This window comes from Dactylosporangium sp. NPDC050688 (assembly GCF_040654515.1).
Lineage (GTDB): Bacteria > Actinomycetota > Actinomycetes > Mycobacteriales > Micromonosporaceae > Dactylosporangium.
Window position 1 is genome coordinate 1 of record NZ_JBFAIC010000013.1, and the last position, 21,228, is coordinate 21,228.

Sequence of the window (21,228 nt, forward strand, 5' to 3'; positions counted from 1 at the left end):
ACCGTCTCCGGCAACCCAGCCACGACCGCAGCCGTCCTCGCAATGTCCGCGCCCTGATCACCGACCGGCGACACGACACCCAACACCACATCATCGATCGCCGCCGGATCCAGGCCGGGATACCGGCGGCGCAGCTCGTCGATCAATCCAACGACCAGCGACACAGGCTTCACCCCATGCAGCGAGCCGTTCCGCTTGCCGCGCCCGCGCGGCGTGCGCACCGCGTCGAACACGTATGCCTCGTGTGTCATCGCAACCTCTCCGGCCAACGCCGCCGCGTCAGCGCGCCGGCGTGCGAATCTTCGTTAACTTTCTCTGACCGTTTCCGCGCCCGTCAAGGCCGTCGCGGCGAATGGGCTGTGACACAGTCCGCATTTGCGCGGCCGCGGGGCACTAGGCTGTGCGCTTGTGCACGGCACCGACCTCGCCCCCAGGAAGCGGCCGAAGAACCGCAAGGCTCAGATCGCGCTCGTCGCGGCTGAGCTGTTCTGCGAGCGCGGCTATCACCTGGTCGGCATCGACGAGATCGCGGCGGCTGTCGGCATCAGCGGCCCGGCGGTGTACCGGCACTTCCCCAACAAGTACGCGATCCTCGTGCACGCCACCCGCGAGCTGGTCACCGCGGCCCTGGACACGGTGCAGGAGGCGCCGGCCGACGGCGACCCGGCGGCGGTGCTGGACGCCCAGCTGGCCGCCCTCGCCCGGTTCACCGTCGAGCGGCGCAAGGTCGGCGGGCTCTACCATTGGGAGTGGCGCTACCTGGCCGACGAGCACCGCGCCGAGTTCCGCGAGGCCCTCGGCGTCCTCAGCCGCCGGCTGGCCGAACCGCTGCGGCGGCTGCGCCCGCAGCTGTCGCCGGGCGGCGCGCAGTTCCTGGTCCGCGCCGCGCTGAGCGCCTTCGGCAGCCTGACCACGCACCGGGCCGCCGCGCCGAAGGCCCGCGCGGAGGCGACGCTGCAGCGCCTCGGCTGGGCGATGCTGCGCGCCGACCCGCCGCCCGCGTCGGCGGTACGCTCCACGCGCGGCGCCGCGACGCCACCGGGTGCCGGGCCGCCCGCGGCGGGCCTGGAGTCGCGGCGGGAGCTGCTGCTCGCCTCGGCGATCCGGCTGTTCCACCGGCTCGGCTACCACGCCGTCAGCATGGAGGACATCGGCGCCGCCGCCGGGATCAACGCCTCCAGCGTCTACCGTTACTTCCCCAGCAAGGGTGACCTGCTCGCGGCCGCCTACTACCGCGCCTCGGACCGGCTGGCCGCCTCCACCTCGGCGGCGCTGCGCGGGGTCGCCGAGCCCGATCAGGCCCTGCGCCGCCTCGTCGAGGCCTACGTCGGGTTCGCGTTCGGCGAGAGCGACCTCGTCTCGGTGTACCTGGCGGAGAACAGCAACCTGCCCGAGCCGGACCGGCACGAGCTGCGCAAGGTCCAGCGGCTGCACGTGGAGGAGTGGGTGCGGCTGCTCACCCAGGTCCGGCCCGACCTGCCGGCCGTCGAGGCCAGGGTGCTGGTGCACGCCGCCATCAACCTGGTCACCGACCTGGGCCGGGCGGTGCGCTACACGCAGACCGGCGGTGCCGCCGCGTCCGTGGCCGGCCTGGCGCGCACCGCGCTGGCCGCCTGACCGTCTGCCACCTTCCCAGAAAGTTAACCGTCGTTTACAGTGCCCACAGGAGTGGCGGCGGTGTGCCCGTGCCGCGCTCCGGCGACGTCAAACGCCACGACGCACCGGTGACCACACCCCCTTCGCGGTCACCGGGTAAGGGAGGCACCACGATGACCCAAGCCACCGACACCCAGGACGACGTCGCGCAGCGCTTCGCCGCGACCGCCGCCGGCCTGACGATTCCTTCGCTGCTCGACCGCAACGCCCGCGACTTCGGCGACCTGCCCGCCCTCAGCATGCCCGGCGGCGCCGACACCCTCACCTGGCGGCAGGTCCGCGACCGGGTCGCCGCGCTCACCCTCGGCCTGCACGACGCCGGCCTGCGCCCCGGCGACCGCATGCTGATGCTCATGTCCAGCCGCCCCGAGCACTGGCTGGTCGACCTCGCCGCCGTGCACCTCGGCGCCGTGCCCGCCACCGCCTACGCCACGCTCAGCGGCGACCAGCTGCGCTACCTCTTCGAGCACAGCCAGGCCCGCGTCGTCGTGGTCGAGAACAGCGCCCAGCTCGACCGGGTCCGGGCGTTCCTCGGCGAGCTGCCGGCGCCGCCCCGGGTCGTCATGGTCGACGGTCCGGCGGACGCCGCCACGGTGCCGCTGAGCGAGCTGGAGGCGACGGGCGCCACGGCGCTCGCCGCGGACCCGGCGGCGTTCGAGCGGCTGTGGCGGGCCGTGCGGCCCGAGCAGCCCGTCACGCTGCTGTACACCTCCGGCACCACCGGCGACCCGAAGGGCGTGCTGCTCAGCCACAGCAACGTGGTCTACCAGGCGGTCGTGCTGGAGGCCACGGTGCCGGTGGAGGACCACTTCCCGGCCCTGGCCTACCTGCCGCTGGCGCACATCGCCGAGCGGATGCTGGGCATCTACAACGCGGTGTACCGGGCCGCGCACGTCACGATCTGCCCCGACCCGGCGCAGCTGGCCGCCGGGCTGGCCGAGGTCCGCCCGGTGTCGTTCTTCGGCGTGCCCCGCGTGTGGGAGAAAATGGCCGCCGGCATCCAGGCGTTCGTGGCCGCCGCCGACCCCGCGGTGCGCGCCGCGTTCGAGGCGGCGACCGCCGCCACGCTGGAGGCCTACGAGCTGCGGGAGGCGGACCGGCCGGTGCCGGATGAGCTCGCCGCCCGGGTGGCCGCCCTCGACGAGAAGGTCCTGCGGCCGGTGCGGGCCCGCCTCGGGCTGGACCGGGCCGGGTGGGCCGGCAGCGGCTCGGCGCCGATCCCGGTCGCCGTGCTGCGCTTCCTCGCCGGCTGCGGCCTCGAGGTGCTCGAGGTGTGGGGGATGACCGAGACGACCGGCACCGCCACCATCAACGCCCCCGACGCGTTCCGCATCGGCAGCGTCGGGCGGGTCAACCCCGGCATGCAGCTGCGCCTCGCCGAGGACGGCGAGATCATGGTCCGCGGGCCGCTGGTCTGCCTCGGGTACCTGCGCGCCGACGGCAGCGTGGAGCCGGCCACCGACGCCGACGGCTGGCTCGCCACCGGTGACGTCGGGGTGCTCGACGACGACGGGTTCCTCACCATCACCGACCGCAAGAAGGAACTCATCATCACCTCCAGCGGCAAGAACATCGCGCCGGCGCAGCTGGAGAACCTGCTGCGGGCGCACCCGCTCATCGGCCAGGCCGTGGCGATCGGCGACCGCCGCCCCTACGTGACCGCGCTGATCGTGCTCGACGAGGAGATGGCCCCGGCGTGGGCCCGCGGCCGCGGCCTCAGCCCCGACCTCGCCGAGCTGTCCGCCGACCCGGCCCTGCTCGCCGAGATCCAGGCCGCGGTCGACGCCGCGAACGCGAAACTGTCCCGCCCCGAGCAGATCAAGACGTACCGCGTGCTGCCCGCGCCCTGGTCCCCGGTCACCGGCGAGATCACGCCGACGCTCAAGCTGCGCCGCCGGGTCATCGCCGACCGTTACGCCGACGTCATCGACGGGCTGTACACCTGATGCCGTGACTGCCGCCGGCACCGATCAGGAGAGACCCATGTTCGTGGTGCACGTCGCCGCCGGCGAGGAAGTCGTCGAGTCGATCACCCGGCAGTGCGCCGACCGGGGCATCCGCCACGCGGGGATCCTGCTCATCGGCGCGGTCAAGGGCTGCACGATCAGCGTCATGCCCCGCGGCGACGAGACCGCGGACATCATCACCGACTACGACGAGCCGTTCGAGCTCACCGGCACGGGTGAGCTCGTGGACGGCCGCGCCCACCTGCACGTCTCGGCCGGCGGCGAGGGCCGCACGGTGGTGGGGCACCTGCACCGGGCGTGCGTGGGCCACTGGTTCGTCCGGGCCTACGTGACCCCGCTCGGCTGACCCCGCCGCGCCCGCTCACGAACAGCCCCGCCACGCCCGCTCACCACGGCCGCGGCGGGGCCGTTCGTGCCGGCCGAGGTGCGCCGCTCGTGCCGACCGCGGCGGGGCGCCGGCTGCGGCGCTCACGCCGGCGGCGGTGCCTCCGGTGAGCGGGTGGCGCGCAGCCACACCGGGTCGAGGTCGGCGGGCGGGGGTGGCGCGCCGAGGTCCGCCGGGCTGTAGCCGGTCGGGTAGCCGGGGTAGGTGCGGTTGCCCGGGTCGACGCCGAGGCGGGAGCGGCGCCGGGGCGGCAGCAGCCGCACCACGCCGGCCCGGGCGCGCAGGCCGAGCCGGGCGGCCCCGGACACCCAGCGGGGCGCCGGGTCCAGCCCGAACGCGGCCAGCATCGGCGGCTCCAGCATGGCCCGCACCCCGAGGCGCACGGCCGGGCGCAGCGGCGCCGGGAACCAGCCGGCGAGCAGGCCGATCGTGTACTGCGCGATGCGCCGGTTCGCATCGCTGTACCGGAACGTCGCGGCCTCGTAGTCCGTCTTGAACCGGCGGAACTCCTCGAAGGTGTCCGGCACGTCCTGGATGCCCATGCGCCGGCCGACCGCCCGGTAGAACTCGAAGGCCGCGACCCGCTCGTGGTCGGTGAGCCGGCGCCAGCCGTACCGGTCGATCCAGTCGATCGGGTCGTACACGAACGTCGACAGCACGTAGCGCATGTCGTCGTTGCTGATCGCGTACCGGCCGTGCGCCCGGTTGATGACGCGCAGCGCCTCCCGGCCGCGCGGCGAGTCGTAGCCGTGCGCGGCCAGCTCCGCCATGAGCAGGGCGGTGTCGTCGTAGCGGCGCTGCGGCCGGTCCCGGAACTCGCCGGTCGCGTCCAGCAGCGCCGAGATGCTCGGCACGCAGTACGTGCGCAGCAGCGCGAACTCCAGCGCCCGCTGATGGTCCCAGGGGAACTCGTGGCCGGCCGAGATCCGGTAGATCTCGGCGTGGTCGGCGACGGGGTCGAGCTGCAGGATCCGGCGGGTCCAGCGGCCCATCACAGCTCCAGCGATCGGCCGATGACTTCCTTCATGATCTCGGTGGTGCCGCCGTAGATGGTCTGCACCCGGGCGTCGAGGTAGGCGCGGGCGACCGGGTACTCCAGCATGTACCCGTAGCCGCCGTGCAGCTGCAGGCACCGGTCGACGACCCGCAGCTGCAGCTCGGTGCACCACCACTTGGCCATCGCGGCGTCCTCGACGCTCAGCTGCGCCTCGGTGAGGCACCGGTCGACGAAGACCCGGCCCAGCTGCAGCTCGGTGCGCAGCTCCGCGAGCACGAAACGGTTGTGCTGGAAGCGGCCGATCGGCTGGCCGAACGCGGTGCGGGTGCGGCAGTGCTCCAGCGTCAGCTCGAACACCGCCTCGGCGGCGGCCATCGCCGCGACCGCGATCGACAGCCGCTCCAGCGGCAGGTTGCGCATGAGGTACTGGAACCCCTTGCCCTCCTCGCCGAGCAGGTTCGCGGCCGGCACCCGCACGTCGGTGAAGAACAGCTCGGCGGTGTCCTGCGCCTTCTGGCCGATCTTCTCCAGGTTGCGGCCGCGCTCGAAGCCCGGCATGCCGCGCTCCACGGCGAGCAGGCTGATGCCGCGGTGCCCGGCGGACGGGTCGGTGCGGGCCACGACGATCACCAGGTCGGCGAGGATGCCGTTGCTGATGAACGTCTTCTGCCCGTTGAGCACGTAGTGCTCGCCGTCGCGCACGGCGGTGGTGCGCAGCCCCTGCAGGTCGCTGCCGGCGCCGGGCTCCGTCATGGCGATCGCGGTGATGAGCTCGCCGCTGCAGAACCCGGGCAGCCAGCGCTCCTGCTGCGCGGCGTCGGCCAGGGTGGTGAGGTACGGCCCGATGATGTCGTTGTGCAGGCCGAACGCGGGGCCGGTGGCGCCGGCGCGGGCCATCTCCTCGGTGAGGATCGCGTGGTAGCGCAGGTCGCGCACGCCGGCGCCGCCGTGTGCCTCGTCGACGAAGAAGCCGAGCAGCCCGGCCCGGCCGGCGGCCAGCCACACGTCGCGGTCGACGACGCCGGCGGCCTCCCAGCGCGCGTGGTGCGGGGTGACCTCCTTGGCGATGAAGGTGCGCACCAGGTCGCGGAACGCCTCGTGCTCGGCGGTGAAGATGTCGCGCCGCATCGGTCCTCCTCAGTCCAGCATGGCTTTGACGGCGGCGAGCTGCCGCTGCGGGTCGGGCCCCAGCGGGGTCACCGCGAGCGTGGTGACACCGGCCTCCTTGAAGGCCGCGATCCGGTCCTTGACGTAGCCCTCCGGCCCGATGAGGCCGGACAGCTCCAGCAACTCGTCGGGGACGGCGGCGGCCGCGGCGTCCTTCTGCCCGGCCAGGTACAGGTCCTGGATGCGGTCGGCGGCCTCGCCGAAGCCGTAGCGGGTGACCACGTCGTGGTAGAAGTTGCGGCCGCGGGCGCCCATCCCGCCGACGTACAGCGCGATCATCGGGCGGCCCAGCTCGCGCAGGTGGGTGACGTCCTCGCCGATCGCGAGGGGCCCGCCGGCCACGACGTCGAGCGGGCCGAGCGCCGGGTCGCGCTTGGCGGTGCCGGCGGCGAGCGCGTCGCCCCACACCTGGGCGGCGCGCTCCGGCAGGTACAGGAACGGCAGCCAGCCCTCGGCGAGCTCGGCCGTCATGGTGACGTTGCGGTCACCGAGCGCGGCGAGGTAGATCGGGATGCGGTCGCGGACCGGGCGGGTGAGCAGCTTCAGCGGCTTGCCGAGGCCGGTGCCCTGCTCCGGGGGCAGCGGCAGCCGGTACGCGCCGTCGTGCACGAGCGGCTCGCGGCGCCAGACCTGCCGGCAGATGTCGATGATCTCGCGGGTACGGGCCAGCGGCTTGTCGTAGGGCACGCCGTGCCAGCCCTCGACGACCTGCGGGCCGGACGCGCCGAGGCCGAGCATGGCCCGCCCGCCGGACAGCGCGTCGAGCCCGGCGGCGGTCTGCGCGATCAGCGCCGGGGTGCGCGAGTAGATCGGCAGGATCGCCGAGCCGATCGCGAGCCGTTCGGTGCGCGCGGCGAGGTAGCCCATGATGGTCGGGGCGTCGAACCCGTACGCCTCGGCGACCCAGATGGCGTCGAGCCCGGCCGCCTCCCAGCCCGCGGCCTGTTCGGCGGCGGCTCGGGGGTCGGCGGCGTACTGCAGGTGCGTGGCGAGTCGCATCAGTGGACCTCCAACGGGGTGACGCCCCAGTCCTCGAGGATTTCCCGGCTGTGCTGGCCGGGTAGTGGCGGTGGGCCGGACAGCTCCGCCGGGGTGGCCGAGAAGCGCGGCGCCGGTGCCGGCTGGACCGTGCCGTGCCGCTCGACGAACGTGCCGCGGGCGGTCAGGTGCGCGTCGGTGGTGGCCTCGCCCAGCGTGCGCACCGCGGTGACGCACGCGTCGCTGCCGGCGAAGTGCGCGGCCCACTCGTCGCGGGTGCGGGTGGCGAAGCGCTCGGCGAACCGGGCGCGCAGCTGCGGCCAGCGGGCCACGTCGTACTGGCCGGGCAGGTCGGGATCGCCGCCGAGGTCCAGCAGGCGCAGCAGCTCGGCGTAGAACTGCGGCTCCAGCGCGCCGACCGCCATGTGCCCGCCGTCGGCGGTCTCGTAGACGGCGTAGAACGGCGCGCCGCCGTCGAGCAGGTTGGCGCCGCGGCGGTCCTGCCACAGGCCGGCGGCGCGCATGCCGTGCAGCAGCGTGGTGAGGTGCGCGGTGCCGTCGACGATCGCGGCGTCCACGACCTGGCCGCGGCCGGTGCGGTCGGCCTCGCGCAGCGCGGCGAGGATCCCCACCACGAGGTACAGCGAGCCGCCGCCGAAGTCGCCGACCAGGTTGATCGGGATCTGCGGCGGGCCGCCGGCCGGGCCGATCGGGTCGAGCGCGCCGGCCAGGGCGATGTAGTCGATGTCGTGCCCGGCCGTGGCGGCGAGGGGGCCGTGCTGCCCCCAGCCGGTCATCCGGCCGTAGACCAGCGCCGGGTTGCGGGCCAGGACCGCGTCGGGGCCGACGCCGAGCCGCTCGGCGACGCCGGGCCGCCAGCCCTCGATGAGCGCGTGGGCCCGGCCGGCGAGGCCGAGCACCGTCTGCACGCCGGCGGGCTGCTTGAGGTCGACCGCGATCGAGCGCTTGCCCCGGTTGAGCAGGTCACCGGCGGGGTCGGCGGCGATCGGCGAGCCGCCGCCGGTCCGGTCGACCCGGACCACGTCCGCGCCGAGGTCGGCGAGCAGCATCGCGGCGAAGGGCCCCGGCCCGATGCCGGCCAGCTCGACGACGCGCAGTCCCTGCAGGGGCCCAGCCATACGATCTCCTGCCGCTCCCGGGCGGGTGCCCGATAGTTTGATATTTGATACAGTAAGCCGCTTTCGGGAGGAGACACCATGGCCGTCGAGCGGCCGCAGCTGTCCGACGAGGTCGTGGCGCACCTGCGGGACCGGATCATGTCGGGCGAGCTGCGCCCCGGCGAGCGGCTCCGCCTCGAGGAGGTCGCCGACCAGCTCGGGGTCAGCATCACCCCGGTGCGGGAGGCGCTGCTGACCCTGCGCGGCTACGACATGGTCGAGCTGCAGCCGCGCCGGGGCTACGTGGTGGCGCCGCTGTCCCGGCAGGACATCCTCGACGTCTTCGCGCTGCAGGCGCACATCGCCGGCGACCTGGCCGAGCGCATCGCCGAGCGGGTGACGGCGGCGGAGCTGGCCGAGCTGACCGCGGCGCACCGGGCACTGCGGCGCGCCGCGCAGGGCCGGCGGCCGGAGATCGCCGAGCTGGAGCGGCTCGAGTTCGAGTTCCACCGGGCCGGCAACCGAGTCGCCGGGGCGCGCAAGCTGTCGTGGCTGCTGCACTGGGCGACGCGGTACACCCCGGCCCGGTTCCTCTCCACGGACCCGGCCTGGCGGGCCGGGATGCTCACCGACCACGAGGCGCTGCTCGCGGCGCTGGCCGGGCACGACGCCCAGGCCGCCCGCGCGGCGATGGCCCGGCACTTCACCGACGGCGCGGAGCGGCTCGTCAAGCACCTGGACGACCTGGGCATTTGGGCGTGAATGGCCCGTCATCCGCGCCCGTGCCGCAGCTGGAACAGCCGCGCCGCGCGGTGCAGTGCGGCGGGCTGGCGGTCCAGGCGCAGCAGGTCGATCGGCGCGGCGAACCGCTGCCGGGTCACCGACTTCGCCCGGGAGAACTCGCGCAGCCCGTCGGCGCCGTGGATGCGGCCGAACCCTGAGTCGCCGACCCCGCCGAACGGCAGCGACGGCACGGCGGCGAAGCCGAGCACCGCGTTGACCGACACCGCGCCGGCCCGCAGCCGCTCCGCCACCTCCACCGCCGTGCGGCGGCTGCCGGTGAACACGGAGGCGGCCAGCCCGTAGCGGGAGGCGTTGGCCCGGGCGACCGCCTCGTCCAGGTCGCGGACCGGGTTCACCACCACGGTCGGGCCGAACGTCTCCTCGGTCACCGCGAGGCTGTCCTCGGGCACCTCGGCCAGCACGACCGGGTCGACGAACGGCGGGCGCACCGCGTCCGGCCCGCCGACGACCGCCCGGCCGCCCTTGGCGAGGGCGTCGCCGATGTGCTCGGCCACGATCGCCGCCTGGGTGGGGGTGGTCATCCGGCCGTACCGCGCGTCCGGCGCCTCGCCCGGGGTGGTCGCGCGGGCCAGCTCGGCGAGCCGCTCCAGGAAGGGCTCGTAGGCCGCCTGCTCGACATACACCCGTTCGACCCCGGCGCAGGTCTGGCCGGCGTTGCCGAAACTCCCGAACGCGGCGGCGCGGGCGGCCGCGTCCAGGTCGGCGTCGGCGGCGACGATGAGCGCGTCCTTGCCACCGGCCTCGACCACGACGGGGGTGAGGGTCTCGGCGCAGGCGGCCATCACCTTGCGTCCGGTCGCCGTGGACCCGGTGAACGCGATCTTGTCGACGCCGGCCCGGCACAGCGCCGCGCCGGCCTCGCCGCCGCCGGTCACCGCCTGCAGCACCGCCGGGCCGGGCACCGCCTCGGCCCACCGGTCCGCCAGCCACCGGCCGACGCCGGGGGTGTGCTCGCTCGGCTTGAACACCACGGCGTTGCCCGCCGCGAGCGCGTAGGAGATCGAGCCGAGCGGCGTGTACACCGGGTAGTTCCACGGGCCGATCACGCCGATCACGCCGAGCGGCTCGTAGCCGACGCTGGCCGCCTGGTTGGCGGCGAGCAGCCCGGACGGCACCCGGCGCCGGCGCAGCACGCCCCGGGCGTGCCGGGCGGCCCAGTCGAGGTGCTCGACGGCGAGCATCACCTCGAGGACGGCGTCGCCGTGCGGCTTGCCGGTCTCCTCACGGATCTGCCCGGCGAGCTCCTCGACCCGGGTGGTGAGGGTGCGCTTCCAGGCGAGCAGGGCACGGCGCCGGCCGTCCCACCCGAGCCCGGCCCACCAGCCGGCCGCCGTCCTGGCCGCGTCGACCGCAGCCTCCACAACGCGCTGGTCCGCAACGGTCTCCGTTGACATGCGCACCTCTCAGGATCGGTACTCCAGATTTGATATTTGATATGCTACGGTCGCTGTCAATCCCCAGGCAGGAGTGGCATCATGCTGGATCTCACGGACGAGCAACGCGCCTTCGTCGCCGCCGTCACCGACTTCTGCCGGCGCGAGGCCGGCACCCGTCAGCAGCGCGACGCGCTCACCGGCGGCGGGCGCGAGGCGCACAGCCCCGAGCTCTACCGCAAGGTCGCCGCGCTCGGCTGGCTCGGCGTGTCCATCCCCGAGGAGCACGGCGGCGCCGGCGGCGGCATGGTCGACACCTGCCTGTTCCTGGACACCACCGCCCGTGGCCAGCTGCCGATCGGCGGGTTCACCACCTCGGTCATCGTTGCCGGGGCGTATGAGCGCTTCGGCTCACCCGAGCAGCGCAAGACCGTCCTGGGCGGCATCGCCAACGGCCGTATCGAGTCGATCGCCATGTCCGAGCCGGAGGCCGGCTCCGACGTCGCCAGCCTCGCCTGCCGCGCCGAGCCGCGCGACGGCGGCTTCGTGATCAACGGGCAGAAGACCTGGTGCTCCAACGCCCACTTCGCCGACGGCATCCTGCTGGTCGCCCGCACCTCCGGCGCGCCCGGCGACCACGCCGGCATGACCATGTTCCAGGTCCCCGCCGACCACCCGGGCCTGCGCATCAGCGGCATCGACACGATGGGCGGCCGGGAGGTCAACGACCTGTACTTCACCGACTGCCAGCTGCCGGCCGACGCGGTCGTCGGCACCGTCGACCAGGGCTGGAAGCAGCTCATGGCCGGGCTCAACGTCGAGCGGCTCATCCTCGCCGCGATCATGCTCGGCACCGCCCAGCGCGCCTTCGACGACGTGCTCGCCTACATCAAGCAGCGCCGCCAGTTCGGCCGGCCGATCGGCACGTTCCAGGTGCTGCGGCACCGCATCGCCGACCTCGCCACCGAGATCGAGTGCGCCCGCCTGCTCGTGTACCGCACCGCCGAGCTCGTCGACCGCGACCCCGGCACCGTGCTGCCCCGCGAGACGTCGATGGTGAAGCTCAAGGCCACCGAGACCGCCCGCCGGGTGGCCCTTGACGCGATGCAGATGATGGGCGGCTACGGCTACGCCACCGAGTACGACATGGAGCGGCTCGTGCGTTCCACCGTCGTGTCCACCGTGTACGGCGGCACCAGCGAGATCCAGCGCGAGATCATCGGCAAGACCTACGGCCTGTGACCCGTTCCCCCGTCACCCGCCGGTGACGGGGGTGACCGCCGCCGCGGGCGCGGCGGCGGTGCCGGCGTCAGTGCGGGTCAGAGCCGTTCGATGATGGTGACGTTCGCCGTGCCCCCGCCCTCGCACATGGTCTCCAGCCCGTACCGGCCGCCGGTGTCCTCCAGGGTGTGCAGCAGCGTGGTCATCAGCCGGGCGCCGGTCGCGCCGAGGGGGTGGCCGAGCGCGACGGCGCCGCCGTTGACGTTGACGCGGGACGGGTCGACGCCGGTCTCGCGCTGCCAGGCGAGGATCACCGGCACGAACGCCTCGTTGATCTCGACCAGGTCGATGTCGTCGATGGTCAGGCCGCTGCGGCGCAGCGCGTGCGCGGTGGCCGGGATCGGCCCGGTGAGCATGTACACGGGATCGTCGGCGCGGACGCTGATGTGGTGCACGCGGGCCCGGGGCCGCAGCCCGTGCGTGCGCACCGCGGCCTCGGAGGCGACCAGCAGCGCCGCGGCGCCGTCGGAGATCTGGCTGGCCAGGGCGGCGGTGACCACCCCGCCGGGGGTGAGCGTGGGCAGGCCGGCCATCTTCTCCAGGGAGGTGTCCGGGCGCGGGCCCTCGTCGGCGGACACGTCACCGACGGGCGCCGTCTCGCGGGTGAAGCGGCCGGCGGCCCGGGCGGCGACGGCCTTGCGGTGGCTGTCCAGCGCGTATTCCTCCATCTCGGCGCGGCTCAGCGACCACTTCGCGGCGATCAGCTCCGCCGCCCGGAACTGGCTGATCTCCTGGTCGCCGTAGCGGGCCTGCCAGCCGGCGGAGCCGCGGAACGGGTCGTCGAAGCCGTACGCCTGCCCGGCCAGCATCGCCGCGGAGATCGGGATGGCGCTCATGTTCTGCACCCCGCCGGCCACCACGAGGTCGGCGGTGCCGGACATGACGGCCTGGGCGGCGAAGTGCAGCGCCTGCTGGGAGGAGCCGCACTGCCGGTCGACGGTGACGCCGGGGACGGCCTCGGGCAGGCCGGCGGCGAGCCAGGAGGTGCGGGCGATGTTGCCCGCCTGCGGGCCGATGGCGTCGACGCAGCCGAAGATGACGTCGTCGACGGCGGCCGGGTCGACGCCGCTGCGGTCCATGAGTGCGGTCAGGACGTGCGCGCCGAGGTCGGCGGGGTGCACGCCGGCGAGGCCGCCACCCCGCCGTCCGACCGGGGTGCGCACCGCTTCAACCAGATAAGCCTCCGTCATGCCAGGCACCTTACCAAGCGAGCGCTTGGTTGGTAAGGTGCCTGGCATGTACTGCCGCGACCGCCTCGCCAACTTCAAGGTGCCGCGCTCCTTCGTGTTCCTGGACGCGCTGCCGCGCAACGCCAGCGGCAAGGTGCTCAAGACGACCCTGCGCGGGGAGGCCTGAGTGGACACCGTCATCGTCACCGGCGGCGCCAGCGGCATCGGCGCCGCGGTCGTGCGCCTCGCCGCCGAGCAGGGGCTCCGGCCGGTCGTCTGGGACCTCACGGAGACCGACGGCGGTCTGGTCGTGGACGTCCGCGACCCGGACGCCGTCGCGGCCGCGCTCGCCGAGACCGGGCCCGTGCGGTACCTCGTCAACAACGCCGGACCGGCCAGCGGCGGCGCACCCCTCGAATTCGGCGCCGGGCTGCTCGCGTCCGCCGGCAGCGTCGAGGCCGTGACCACCGCCTGGCTACGCACCGGACCGCCTGAGGGCGCCGCCGTCGTCAACGTCGCCTCCGTCGCCGGCAACCTCGTCGGCACCGACTCCGCGTGGTACAGCGCCGGCAAGGCCGCCATCGCCGGGTACACCCGCCACCTCGCCACCCGCATCGCCCCCGCGGTGCGCGCCAACGCCGTCGCCCCCGGCTTCATCGACACGCCCCGCATGGCCGGCTTCGGCGAGACACCACTCGGCCGGGACCTCATCGCCCGCAACCCGATGGGCCGCGCCGGGCGCCCCGAGGACGTCGCCGCCGCCGTGCTGTTCCTGCTGTCCCCGTCCGCCGCGTACATCAATGGCGTCCTGCTGCCCGTCGACGGCGGCTGGACGGTCACTCAATGAAAGGGGCTGCGCAGATGCCCGAAGCTGTCATCGTCTCGGCCGTGCGCTCGCCGATCGGCCGTGCCTACAAGGGCTCCCTCGCCGGCGTGCGCGCCGACGACCTCGCCGCGCAGGTCGTGCGCCTCGCCCTGGACCGGGTCCCGGCGCTGGACCCGAGCACCCTCGACGACCTCATGCTCGGCTGCGCCCAACCGGCCGGCGAGCAGGGTTACAACCTCGGCCGGCAGGTCGCCATGCAGCTCGGGTACGACATGGTGCCCGGCACCACGGTCCACCGGTACTGCGCGTCGTCGCTGCAGGCGATCCGGATGGCGTTCCACGCGATCAAGGCCGGGGAGGGGCACGCGTTCGTCGCCGCCGGCGTCGAGGTCGTCTCGCACTACCCCGCGGGCAAGTCCGACGGCATGCCCGGCACCCGCAACCCGCGCTTCGACGGGGTCACCGGCTCCCGGCCCGGGGTGCCGTGGTCCGACCCGCGCGAGCGCGGCGAGCTGCCCGACGTGTACATCGCCATGGGCGACACCGCCGAGAACGTCGCCGAGCTGTGCGGCATCAGCCGGCTCGAGCAGGACGAGTTCGCGGTGCGCAGCCAGAACAACGCCGAGAAGGCCCTCGCCGACGGCTTCTGGGACCGCGACATCACGCCGGTCACGCTGCCCGACGGCACTGTGCTGCGCGCCGACGACGGCCCGCGCGCCGGGGTCACCCTCGACAAGGTCGCCGCGCTGCAGCCGGCGTTCCGCCCCGACGGCACCGTCACCGCCGGCAACTGCTGCCCGCTCAACGACGGCGCCGCCGCCCTCGTCGTGCTCAGCGACACCCGGGCCCGCGAGCTCGGGCTGACCCCCCTCGCCCGGATCGTCAGCACCGGCGTGTCCGCGCTCAGCCCCGAGATCATGGGCCTCGGCCCGGTCGAGGCCTCCCGCCGCGCCCTCGCCAACGCGGGCATGGACATCGGCGACATCGACCTCGTGGAGATCAACGAGGCGTTCGCGGCACAGGTGATCCCGGCGTACCGGCAGATCGGTGCCGACCTGGACCGGGTGAACGTGCACGGCGGCGCGATCGCGCTCGGACACCCGTTCGGCATGACCGGCGCGAGGATCGCCACCACCCTGCTCAACGGCCTGGTGCACCGCGACGCCCAGGTCGGTCTGGAGACCATGTGCACCGCCGGCGGCCAGGGCATGGCCATGATCATCGAGCGGCTGAGCTGATGCCGGCGCTTTCCGGCAAGGCGGTCGTCGTCACCGGCGCCGGGCGGGGCCTCGGCGCCGCCTACGCCCGGCTGGCCGCGGCCGAGGGCGCGGCGGTGCTGGTCAACGACGTCGACGCCGACCTCGCCGAGGCGGTCGCGGCGCAGATCACCGCGGCCGGCGGCCGGGCCCTCGCCGCCGCCGGCACGATCGGCACCTGGGACGGCGCCGGCGCCGTCGTGGCCCGGTGCGTCGAGGCGTTCGGCGCGATCGACGGCCTGGTCAACAACGCCGGGATCTTCCGCCTGGCGCACCCGGCCGAGCAGGACCCCGACGAGTTCCGCGCGGTCGTCGAGGTGAACCTGCTCGGCACCGCGTACTGCGGCCTGCACGCGATCCGGGCGATGCTCGCCCAGGGCAGCGGCTCGGTGGTGAACGTGACGTCCGGCACGCACGCCGGCACCGCGGCGATGGGCGCCTACGGCGCGAGCAAGGGCGGCGTCGCCTCCCTCACCTACTGCTGGGCCGCCGACCTGGCCGGCACCGGGGTGCGGGTCAACGCCGTGTCGCCGAACGCGCACACCCGCATGGCCGACACGTTCGAGGCGTACCTCGGCGTCGCCGCCCAAAGTCAGAACATCGGCAAGTCCCCGGAGCAGAACGCGCCGGCCGTGATCTACCTGCTGTCCGACGCCGCGGCGGCCCTGCACGGCCAGGTGGTCCGCATCGACGGCGACGAGCTGTCGATGATGTCCCACCCGGTCGTGCAGGGCGACGGCGCCCGCGACCCCGACTGGACCGTGGCGAAGGTCGCGGCGGCGTTCGCGGCCGGCACCGTCGGCCCGATCAGCCCCGTCGGCCTGCGCCGCGCCTGAGCCCGGCACCGTCCCGCCGGTTCACGACGGGACGGTGCCGCCGCCGGTTCACCACGGGACGGGGCCCTCGTCGTTGAAGAACCCGCCGGTCGGGCCGTCGCCGGGCAGCGTGGCGAGGCGGACCGCGGTCGCCGCGGCCTGCTGCGCCGGGCGGCCCTGGAAGCCGGTGAAGTCGGTCGCGACCAGCCCCGGGCAGACCGCGTTGACGAGGACGCCGGTGCCGGCGAGCTGCCGCGCGTAGCGCACCGTGACCGCGTTGAGGTACGTCTTCGTCGGCGAGTACGCCGCCATCACCGGGCCGACGTCGACCGCCGGGTTCGACTGCCAGGTCAGCGACCCGACGCTGCTGGAGACGTTGACCACCCGCGGCGCCGCCGAGCGCCGCAGCAGCGGCAGCAGCGCGTTGGTCACCCGGATCACGCCGTACACGTTGACGTCCACGACCGCGCGCACGGCGTCCAGGTCCAGCGTGGTCGGGTCCTGCACCCAGCCCGGCCCGGTCTCGCCGGAGACGCCGGCGTTGTTCACCAGCACGTCCAGCCGCCCGGCCGTACGCTCCAGGAGGTCCGCGGCCTCCGCGACGCGAGCGCGCGGTTCAGTGGGTCTTCGCCAGCCCGTCCAGGAACAGCGAGGTGCAGTCCTCGGCGAGGCGGGTGATCGGGTACGCCGCCGTGGGCTTGAACCAGCGCACCGACAGCCACACGGCGTCACGCATCAGCCGGTAGAGGATCTTGGGGTCCAGGTCGTCGCGGATGACGCCCTCGGCGATGCCCGCCTCGATGACCGACAGCCAGGTCTGCTGGACCTCCTTGCCGGCGGTGCGCAGGTATCCGAACCGTTCGATCTGGGTCAGGTAGTTGACGTCGTTCTGGTAGATCTCAGTAGCGTGCGGGTGCGCCTCCACGACCTCCAGTGAGGCGACGATCAGGTCGTGCAGGCGGGTCCGGGGGTGGCTGTCGCCGGCCAGCACGCGCTTGTACCGGGTGCGCAGGTCTTCCAGGTAGGAGGTCACGATCTCGTCGACCATGGCCTCTTTGGACTCGAAGTGGTGATAGAGGCTGCCGGACAGGATGCCGGCCTCGTCGGCGATCTCACGCACCGTCGTGGCGGAGACGCCCTTGCGGGCGAACAGCGCCGCGGCGCTGGCGAGAATGCGCTCGCGTCGGTCCCCAGGCTCTCGCGCCATCGCGTTCTTCCTCACCGGTGTCGTGATGCAGCTTCGTCTATCCCGTTCGCCACAGGAGTGTACGTGGGCCGCGGCCGTGAGATACGGCTGCCAGCGAGTGTAGCGTAATCAAGCAAGCGCTTGGTACGTTCACCGAGGCGAGGTCCAGCCGGCGCGGTGAAGAAGGCGGCGATGGCGAACAAGCAGATGACCGAGGACGAGGTCGTGGCACAGCTGCGCTCCGGCATGACGATCGGGATCGGCGGCTGGGGATCCAGGCGCAAGCCGATGTCGCTGGTGCGCGCGATCCTGCGCTCCGACCTCACCGACCTGACCGTGGTCAGCTACGGCGGCCCCGACGTGGGGCTGCTGCTGGCCGCGAAGAAGGTCCGCCACCTGGTCTACGGCTTCGTGTCCCTGGACACGATCCCGCTGGAGCCGCACTTCCAGGCCGCCCGGCAGTCCGGCGCGGTGGAGGTGACCGAGTACGACGAGGGCATGCTGCGCTGGGCGCTGTACGCCGCCGCCTGCCGGCTGCCGTTCATGCCCAGCCGGGCCGGGCTCGGCTCCGACGTGCTGCGGGTCAACCCCGGCCTGCGTACCGTCGCCTCGCCCTACGGCGACGAGGAGGTCCTGGCGATCCCGGCGGTGCGCCTGGACGCGGCCCTGGTCCACCTCAACCGGGCCGACGTGCACGGCAACGCCCAGTACCTCGGGCCGGACCCGTACTTCGACGACCTGTTCTGCTCGGCCGCGGACCGCGCGTACGTGTCGTGCGAGCGCATCGTCGACACGGCCGAGCTGACCCGGGACGCGCCGGTGCAGTCGCTGCTGCTGCAGCGCTGGATGGTGCACGGCGTCGTCGAGGCGCCCCGCGGCGCGCACTTCACCTCCTGCGACCCCGACTACGGCCGGGACGAGGCGTTCCAGCGCGAGTACGTCGCCGCCGCCGCCGACCCGCAGGCGTGGGCCGCGTTCTACGACCGGTACCTGGGGGCCCTGACATGACCAGTGACACGACCAGCGACACGGGCGCGGGCGCGGTGACCCGCGCCGAGATCTGCGTGGTGGCCTGCGCCGAGGTGTGGCGCGGCGACGGGGAGATCCTGGCCAGCCCGATCGGCGTCGTGCCGAGCATCGCGGCCCGCCTGGCCCGCGCCACGTTCGCCCCGGACCTGCTGCTGTCCGACGGCGAGGCGTACCTGACCCAGGGCACCTGGGCGATCGGCGGCACCCCGCCGGTCATCGAGGGCTGGATCCCGTTCCGGGCGGTGTTCGACCTGCTGTACACCGGCCGCCGGCACGTCATGATGGGCCCCAGCCAGATCGACCGCTACGGCAACGCCAACATCTCCGCGATCGGCGACTTCGCCCGCCCCACCCGGGCGCTGCTCGGCGTGCGCGGCGCGCCCGGCAACACGGTCAACCACCCGACCAGCTACTGGGTGCCCCGGCACGGGCGGCGCTCGTTCGTCGCCGCCGTCGACATGGTCAGCGGCGTCGGCTACGACCGGGCCGCCGCCAACCCCGCCGCGGGCTGCTTCCACGAGATCCGCCGGGTGGTCAGCAACCTCGGCGTGTTCGACTTCGGTACCCACGACCACCGCATGCGCCTGGTCTCGGTGCACCCCGGCGTGACGGTCGACGAGGTGATCGCCGCCACCGGCTTCGACCTGGCGCTGCCCGACGAGGTGCCGCAGACCCGGCTGCCGACCGACGCCGAGCTGACCCTGATCCGCGAGGTGATCGACCCCAAGTCAGTAAGGTCGCGCGAGGTGGCGGGGTGACGGCGCTGCGGACGCCGATCTGCGAGCTGTTCGGCGTCCGGTACCCGATCGTGCAGACCGGTATGGGCTGGGTCTCCGATGCCCGGCTCACCGCGGCCACCGCGAACGCCGGCGGCCTGGGCATCCTCGCCGGCGCAACGCTGTCGTACGAGGATCTGGAGACCGCGATCGCCGACGTGCGGCGGCTGACCGGCGAGCCGTTCGGGGTCAACCTGCGCGCCGACGCCCCCGACGCGGCGAAGCGGGCGGACCTGCTCATCCGGGAGGGCGTGCGGGTCGCCTCGTTCGCCCTCGCCCCGAAGCCCGGGCTCATCGCGCGGCTCAAGGCCGCCGGCGTGGTCGTCGTGCCGTCCGTCGGGGCCCGCCGGCACGCGGAGAAGGTCGCCGCCTGGGGCGCCGACGCGGTCGTCGTGCAGGGCGGCGAGGGCGGCGGGCACACCGGCCCGGTCCCCACCACCCTGCTGCTGCCGCAGGTCGTCGACGCCGTCGACATCCCGGTCATCGCCGCCGGCGGCTTCTACGACGGCCGCGGCCTGGTCGCCGCGCTCGCCTACGGCGCCGCCGGGATCGCCATGGGCACCCGGTTCCTGCTCACCAGCGACAGCCCGGTCAGCGCCGCGGTCAAGCAGCGCTACCTCGACGCCACCGTCACCGACACCGTCGTCACCGCCGCCCTCGACGGCGTGCCGCAGCGGGTCCTGCGCACCCCGTTCGTCGACGGGCTGGGCGAGACCGGCGCGCTGCGCAAGCTGCCCCGCGCGGTACGCAACGCCCGGGCCCTGCGCCGGCTGTCCGGCCGCTCCTGGCTGGGCATGCTGCGCGAGGGCCGGGCCATGCGCGGCAGCCACGACCGGAGCCTCGGCCAGCTCGTGCTGGCCGCCAACACCCCGATGCTGATCCGCGCCGCGATGCTGGAGGGCCGCACCGACGCCGGCGTCATGGCCACCGGCCAGGTGACCGGCCTCATCGACGACCTGCCCAGCTGCGCGCAGCTCATCGAGCGGATCATGGCCGAGGCCGCCGGCACGCTGAAGCGGCTCGCCTGATGCCCGCCTACGCGATCGAGGGCGTCGTGCCGGTCGTGCACCCCACCGCGTACGTGCACCCGACCGCCGTGCTCATCGGCGACGTGCACGTCGGCGCCGGCTGCTACGTCGGCCCCCTGGCCAGCCTCCGCGGCGACTTCGGCCGGATCGTGCTGGAGGCCGGCGCCAACGTGCAGGACTGCTGCGTGCTGCACACTTTCCCCGGCACGGTGCTGACGCTCGGCCCCGACGGCCACGTCGGGCACGGCGCGGTCCTGCACGGCTGCCGGGTCGGCGCCGGGGCCCTCATCGGCATCAACGCCGTGGTGCTCGACGACGCGGTCGTCGGCGAGTACGCGTTCGTCGGCGCCCACTCGCTCGTGCGAGCCGAGTTCGTGGTGCCGCCGAGGACCCTGGTGGCCGGCGCGCCCGCGAAGGTCGTGCGTGACCTCACCGACGTGGAGCTGGCCTGGAAGGCGCACGGGACCGGGGTCTACCAGGCCCTCGCCGTGCGCAGCCGGGAGTCGCTGCGGCAGGTCGAGCCGCTGCCGGCGGCGGAGCCGGACCGGCCGAGCCTGTCCACGTCCGCCGCCACCGCGATCCCGATCGACCGGGCCCGGCGCACCTCTAGCGAGCCAAGCAAGCGCTTGGTAGAGTCGTGACCATGCCGAACACGCCGACCGTCCCGCCCAGGACGCAGGGGCACGGGCTGCTCGCCGGGCGCACCGTGCTGGTCACCGCCGCCGCGGGCACCGGCATCGGCTTCGCCACCGCCCAGCGGTGCGTCGAGGAGGGCGCCAGGGTCGTCGTCTCCGACCGGCACGAGCGCCGCCTCGCCGAGGCCGCCGAACGCCTCGGCGTGCCCGGGGTGCCGTGCGACGTCACCGACCAGGCGCAGGTCGAGCACCTGTTCGCGGCCGCCGTCGAGCACCTCGGCGGAGGGCTCGACGTGCTGGTCAACAACGCCGGGCTCGGCGGCACCGCCGCGGTCGTCGACATGACCGACGAGCAGTGGAGCACCGTGCTGGACGTGACGCTGACCGGCACCTTCCGCTGTACCAGGGCGGCGCTGCGGCACATGATCCCGCGCGGCACCGGCGTCATCGTCAACAACGCCTCTGTCATCGGCTGGCGAGCCCAGGAGGGTCAGGCGCACTACGCGGCGGCGAAGGCCGGCGTCATGGCGCTCACCCGCTGCAGCGCCCTGGAGGCCGCGCACGCCGGGGTGCGGGTCAACGCCGTCGCCCCCAGTCTCGCCATGCACCCGCACCTGGCCAAGGTCACCACCGACGAGCTGCTCGCCGAGCTGTCGACCCGCGAGGCGTTCGGCCGGCCCGCCGAGCCGTGGGAGGTCGCCAACGTGATCGTCTTCCTGGCCAGCGAGTACAGCTCGTACATGACCGGTGAGGTCGTCTCCGTCAGCAGCCAGCACCCGTAG

At 74.0% G+C, this 21,228-nt stretch carries 21 protein-coding genes and 1 pseudogene; 13 read left to right on the forward strand and 9 right to left on the reverse strand.

The window, feature by feature from the left end:
* Positions 1 to 251, reverse strand: a pseudogene (locus AB0H83_RS14950) (acetyl-CoA C-acyltransferase); the annotation flags it as partial.
* 157 nt (positions 252 to 408) lie between these two features.
* Here AB0H83_RS14950 and AB0H83_RS14955 point away from each other — a divergent pair.
* From AB0H83_RS14955 to AB0H83_RS14965, 3 genes are all read left to right on the forward strand, one after another.
* A complete protein-coding gene (locus AB0H83_RS14955; protein ID WP_360092741.1) occupies positions 409 to 1,617 on the forward strand; it encodes a TetR family transcriptional regulator in 1,209 nt (402 codons plus the stop codon).
* A 152-nt stretch (positions 1,618 to 1,769) separates the two neighbouring features.
* Positions 1,770 to 3,602: a long-chain fatty acid--CoA ligase gene (locus AB0H83_RS14960; RefSeq protein WP_360092744.1), complete on the forward strand. Its 1,833-nt coding sequence runs from the start codon at positions 1,770 to 1,772 to the stop codon at positions 3,600 to 3,602.
* Positions 3,603 to 3,639: 37 nt separating this feature from the next.
* Positions 3,640 to 3,969: a PPC domain-containing DNA-binding protein gene (locus AB0H83_RS14965; RefSeq protein ID WP_360092747.1), complete on the forward strand. Its 330-nt coding sequence runs from the start codon at positions 3,640 to 3,642 to the stop codon at positions 3,967 to 3,969.
* A gap of 122 nt (positions 3,970 to 4,091) precedes the next feature.
* Here the strand turns inward: AB0H83_RS14965 and AB0H83_RS14970 are convergent, their stop codons facing one another.
* Genes AB0H83_RS14970 through AB0H83_RS14985 form a run of 4 tightly spaced genes read right to left on the reverse strand, consistent with a single transcriptional unit; the run spans position 4,092 to position 8,289 of the window.
* Positions 4,092 to 5,000: an oxygenase MpaB family protein gene (locus AB0H83_RS14970; RefSeq protein ID WP_360092750.1), complete on the reverse strand. Its 909-nt coding sequence runs from the start codon at positions 4,998 to 5,000 to the stop codon at positions 4,092 to 4,094.
* Entirely contained in the window at positions 5,000 to 6,133 is a 1,134-nt protein-coding gene (locus AB0H83_RS14975) for an acyl-CoA dehydrogenase family protein (protein WP_360092753.1), read from the reverse strand. The genes AB0H83_RS14970 and AB0H83_RS14975 overlap by 1 nt, the downstream gene beginning before the upstream one ends.
* Before the next feature lie 9 nt (positions 6,134 to 6,142).
* Positions 6,143 to 7,171: an LLM class F420-dependent oxidoreductase gene (locus tag AB0H83_RS14980; protein WP_360092756.1), complete on the reverse strand. Its 1,029-nt coding sequence runs from the start codon at positions 7,169 to 7,171 to the stop codon at positions 6,143 to 6,145.
* Positions 7,171 to 8,289 carry a CaiB/BaiF CoA-transferase family protein gene (locus tag AB0H83_RS14985; protein WP_360092759.1) on the reverse strand — a complete coding sequence of 373 codons (1,119 nt, stop codon included), beginning with the start codon at positions 8,287 to 8,289 and terminating at the stop codon, positions 7,171 to 7,173. Before AB0H83_RS14985 ends, AB0H83_RS14980 begins: the two co-directional genes overlap by 1 nt.
* Positions 8,290 to 8,367: 78 nt before the next feature.
* Between AB0H83_RS14985 and AB0H83_RS14990 the strand changes: the two genes are divergently transcribed.
* Positions 8,368 to 9,030, forward strand: a complete 663-nt coding sequence (locus tag AB0H83_RS14990; protein ID WP_360092762.1) for a GntR family transcriptional regulator — start codon at positions 8,368 to 8,370, stop codon at positions 9,028 to 9,030.
* Between the two features lie 8 nt (positions 9,031 to 9,038).
* Here AB0H83_RS14990 and AB0H83_RS14995 read toward each other — a convergent pair whose 3' ends face one another.
* Positions 9,039 to 10,466, reverse strand: a complete 1,428-nt coding sequence (locus AB0H83_RS14995; RefSeq protein ID WP_360092765.1) for an aldehyde dehydrogenase family protein — start codon at positions 10,464 to 10,466, stop codon at positions 9,039 to 9,041.
* 81 nt (positions 10,467 to 10,547) lie between these two features.
* Here AB0H83_RS14995 and AB0H83_RS15000 point away from each other — a divergent pair, with 81 nt between their 5' ends.
* On the forward strand, positions 10,548 to 11,687 hold the full coding sequence (locus tag AB0H83_RS15000; protein WP_360092768.1) for an acyl-CoA dehydrogenase family protein: 1,140 nt from the start codon (positions 10,548 to 10,550) through the stop codon (positions 11,685 to 11,687).
* 77 nt (positions 11,688 to 11,764) lie between these two features.
* On the opposite strand, the gene AB0H83_RS15005 is transcribed toward AB0H83_RS15000, so the two are convergent.
* Positions 11,765 to 12,916: an acetyl-CoA C-acetyltransferase gene (locus tag AB0H83_RS15005; protein ID WP_360092771.1), complete on the reverse strand. Its 1,152-nt coding sequence runs from the start codon at positions 12,914 to 12,916 to the stop codon at positions 11,765 to 11,767.
* A gap of 166 nt (positions 12,917 to 13,082) precedes the next feature.
* Between AB0H83_RS15005 and AB0H83_RS15010 the strand changes: the two genes are divergently transcribed.
* From AB0H83_RS15010 to AB0H83_RS15020, 3 genes are read left to right on the forward strand one after another with little or no spacing between them, the layout of a single operon-like run.
* On the forward strand, positions 13,083 to 13,742 hold the full coding sequence (locus AB0H83_RS15010; protein ID WP_360092774.1) for an SDR family oxidoreductase: 660 nt from the start codon (positions 13,083 to 13,085) through the stop codon (positions 13,740 to 13,742).
* 14 nt (positions 13,743 to 13,756) lie between these two features.
* Entirely contained in the window at positions 13,757 to 14,959 is a 1,203-nt protein-coding gene (locus tag AB0H83_RS15015; protein WP_360092777.1) for an acetyl-CoA C-acetyltransferase, read from the forward strand.
* Positions 14,959 to 15,813 (forward strand): SDR family oxidoreductase, encoded by an 855-nt coding sequence (locus AB0H83_RS15020; protein WP_360092780.1) that lies wholly within the window; start codon positions 14,959 to 14,961, stop codon positions 15,811 to 15,813. The genes AB0H83_RS15015 and AB0H83_RS15020 overlap by 1 nt, the downstream gene beginning before the upstream one ends.
* A 48-nt stretch (positions 15,814 to 15,861) precedes the next feature.
* On the opposite strand, the gene AB0H83_RS15025 is transcribed toward AB0H83_RS15020, so the two are convergent.
* Together AB0H83_RS15025 and AB0H83_RS15030 are read right to left on the reverse strand one after the other, a co-directional pair.
* Positions 15,862 to 16,524, reverse strand: coding sequence for an SDR family NAD(P)-dependent oxidoreductase (locus AB0H83_RS15025; protein ID WP_360092783.1), 663 nt, complete (start codon positions 16,522 to 16,524; stop codon positions 15,862 to 15,864).
* Positions 16,409 to 16,999, reverse strand: coding sequence for a TetR/AcrR family transcriptional regulator (locus tag AB0H83_RS15030; RefSeq protein WP_360092786.1), 591 nt, complete (start codon positions 16,997 to 16,999; stop codon positions 16,409 to 16,411). Before AB0H83_RS15030 ends, AB0H83_RS15025 begins: the two co-directional genes overlap by 116 nt.
* A gap of 171 nt (positions 17,000 to 17,170) precedes the next feature.
* Here AB0H83_RS15030 and AB0H83_RS15035 point away from each other — a divergent pair, with 171 nt between their 5' ends.
* The 5 genes from AB0H83_RS15035 to AB0H83_RS15055 are packed head-to-tail and all read left to right on the forward strand — an operon-like array spanning position 17,171 to position 21,228.
* Positions 17,171 to 17,986 carry a CoA-transferase gene (locus AB0H83_RS15035; RefSeq protein ID WP_360092789.1) on the forward strand — a complete coding sequence of 272 codons (816 nt, stop codon included), beginning with the start codon at positions 17,171 to 17,173 and terminating at the stop codon, positions 17,984 to 17,986.
* The gene (locus AB0H83_RS15040) at positions 17,983 to 18,765 is read left to right on the forward strand and encodes a CoA-transferase (RefSeq protein WP_360092792.1); all 783 of its coding nucleotides are present in this window, start codon (positions 17,983 to 17,985) and stop codon (positions 18,763 to 18,765) included. The genes AB0H83_RS15035 and AB0H83_RS15040 overlap by 4 nt, the downstream gene beginning before the upstream one ends.
* Positions 18,762 to 19,811, forward strand: coding sequence for a nitronate monooxygenase family protein (locus tag AB0H83_RS15045; protein ID WP_360092795.1), 1,050 nt, complete (start codon positions 18,762 to 18,764; stop codon positions 19,809 to 19,811). The genes AB0H83_RS15040 and AB0H83_RS15045 overlap by 4 nt, the downstream gene beginning before the upstream one ends.
* Positions 19,811 to 20,452: a gamma carbonic anhydrase family protein gene (locus AB0H83_RS15050; RefSeq protein ID WP_360092798.1), complete on the forward strand. Its 642-nt coding sequence runs from the start codon at positions 19,811 to 19,813 to the stop codon at positions 20,450 to 20,452. Before AB0H83_RS15045 ends, AB0H83_RS15050 begins: the two co-directional genes overlap by 1 nt.
* 2 nt (positions 20,453 to 20,454) lie before the next feature.
* Entirely contained in the window at positions 20,455 to 21,228 is a 774-nt protein-coding gene (locus AB0H83_RS15055; protein ID WP_360092801.1) for an SDR family oxidoreductase, read from the forward strand.

What these genes read in the sequence shown, in the direction of transcription:
- AB0H83_RS14960 (WP_360092744.1), top strand. Translation starts at nt 1,770, where the DNA reads ATGACCCAAGCCACCGACACCCAGGACGACGTCGCGCAGCGCTTCGCC.
- AB0H83_RS14965 (WP_360092747.1), top strand. Translation starts at nt 3,640, where the DNA reads ATGTTCGTGGTGCACGTCGCCGCCGGCGAGGAAGTCGTCGAGTCGATC.
- AB0H83_RS14970 (WP_360092750.1), bottom strand. Translation starts at nt 5,000, where the DNA reads ATGGGCCGCTGGACCCGCCGGATCCTGCAGCTCGACCCCGTCGCCGAC.
- AB0H83_RS14975 (WP_360092753.1), bottom strand. Translation starts at nt 6,133, where the DNA reads ATGCGGCGCGACATCTTCACCGCCGAGCACGAGGCGTTCCGCGACCTG.
- AB0H83_RS14980 (WP_360092756.1), bottom strand. Translation starts at nt 7,171, where the DNA reads ATGCGACTCGCCACGCACCTGCAGTACGCCGCCGACCCCCGAGCCGCC.
- AB0H83_RS14985 (WP_360092759.1), bottom strand. Translation starts at nt 8,289, where the DNA reads ATGGCTGGGCCCCTGCAGGGACTGCGCGTCGTCGAGCTGGCCGGCATC.
- AB0H83_RS14990 (WP_360092762.1), top strand. Translation starts at nt 8,368, where the DNA reads ATGGCCGTCGAGCGGCCGCAGCTGTCCGACGAGGTCGTGGCGCACCTG.
- AB0H83_RS14995 (WP_360092765.1), bottom strand. Translation starts at nt 10,466, where the DNA reads ATGTCAACGGAGACCGTTGCGGACCAGCGCGTTGTGGAGGCTGCGGTC.
- AB0H83_RS15000 (WP_360092768.1), top strand. Translation starts at nt 10,548, where the DNA reads ATGCTGGATCTCACGGACGAGCAACGCGCCTTCGTCGCCGCCGTCACC.
- AB0H83_RS15005 (WP_360092771.1), bottom strand. Translation starts at nt 12,916, where the DNA reads ATGACGGAGGCTTATCTGGTTGAAGCGGTGCGCACCCCGGTCGGACGG.
- AB0H83_RS15015 (WP_360092777.1), top strand. Translation starts at nt 13,757, where the DNA reads ATGCCCGAAGCTGTCATCGTCTCGGCCGTGCGCTCGCCGATCGGCCGT.
- AB0H83_RS15020 (WP_360092780.1), top strand. Translation starts at nt 14,959, where the DNA reads ATGCCGGCGCTTTCCGGCAAGGCGGTCGTCGTCACCGGCGCCGGGCGG.
- AB0H83_RS15030 (WP_360092786.1), bottom strand. Translation starts at nt 16,999, where the DNA reads ATGGCGCGAGAGCCTGGGGACCGACGCGAGCGCATTCTCGCCAGCGCC.
- AB0H83_RS15035 (WP_360092789.1), top strand. Translation starts at nt 17,171, where the DNA reads ATGGCGAACAAGCAGATGACCGAGGACGAGGTCGTGGCACAGCTGCGC.
- AB0H83_RS15040 (WP_360092792.1), top strand. Translation starts at nt 17,983, where the DNA reads ATGACCAGTGACACGACCAGCGACACGGGCGCGGGCGCGGTGACCCGC.
- AB0H83_RS15050 (WP_360092798.1), top strand. Translation starts at nt 19,811, where the DNA reads ATGCCCGCCTACGCGATCGAGGGCGTCGTGCCGGTCGTGCACCCCACC.
- AB0H83_RS15055 (WP_360092801.1), top strand. Translation starts at nt 20,455, where the DNA reads ATGCCGAACACGCCGACCGTCCCGCCCAGGACGCAGGGGCACGGGCTG.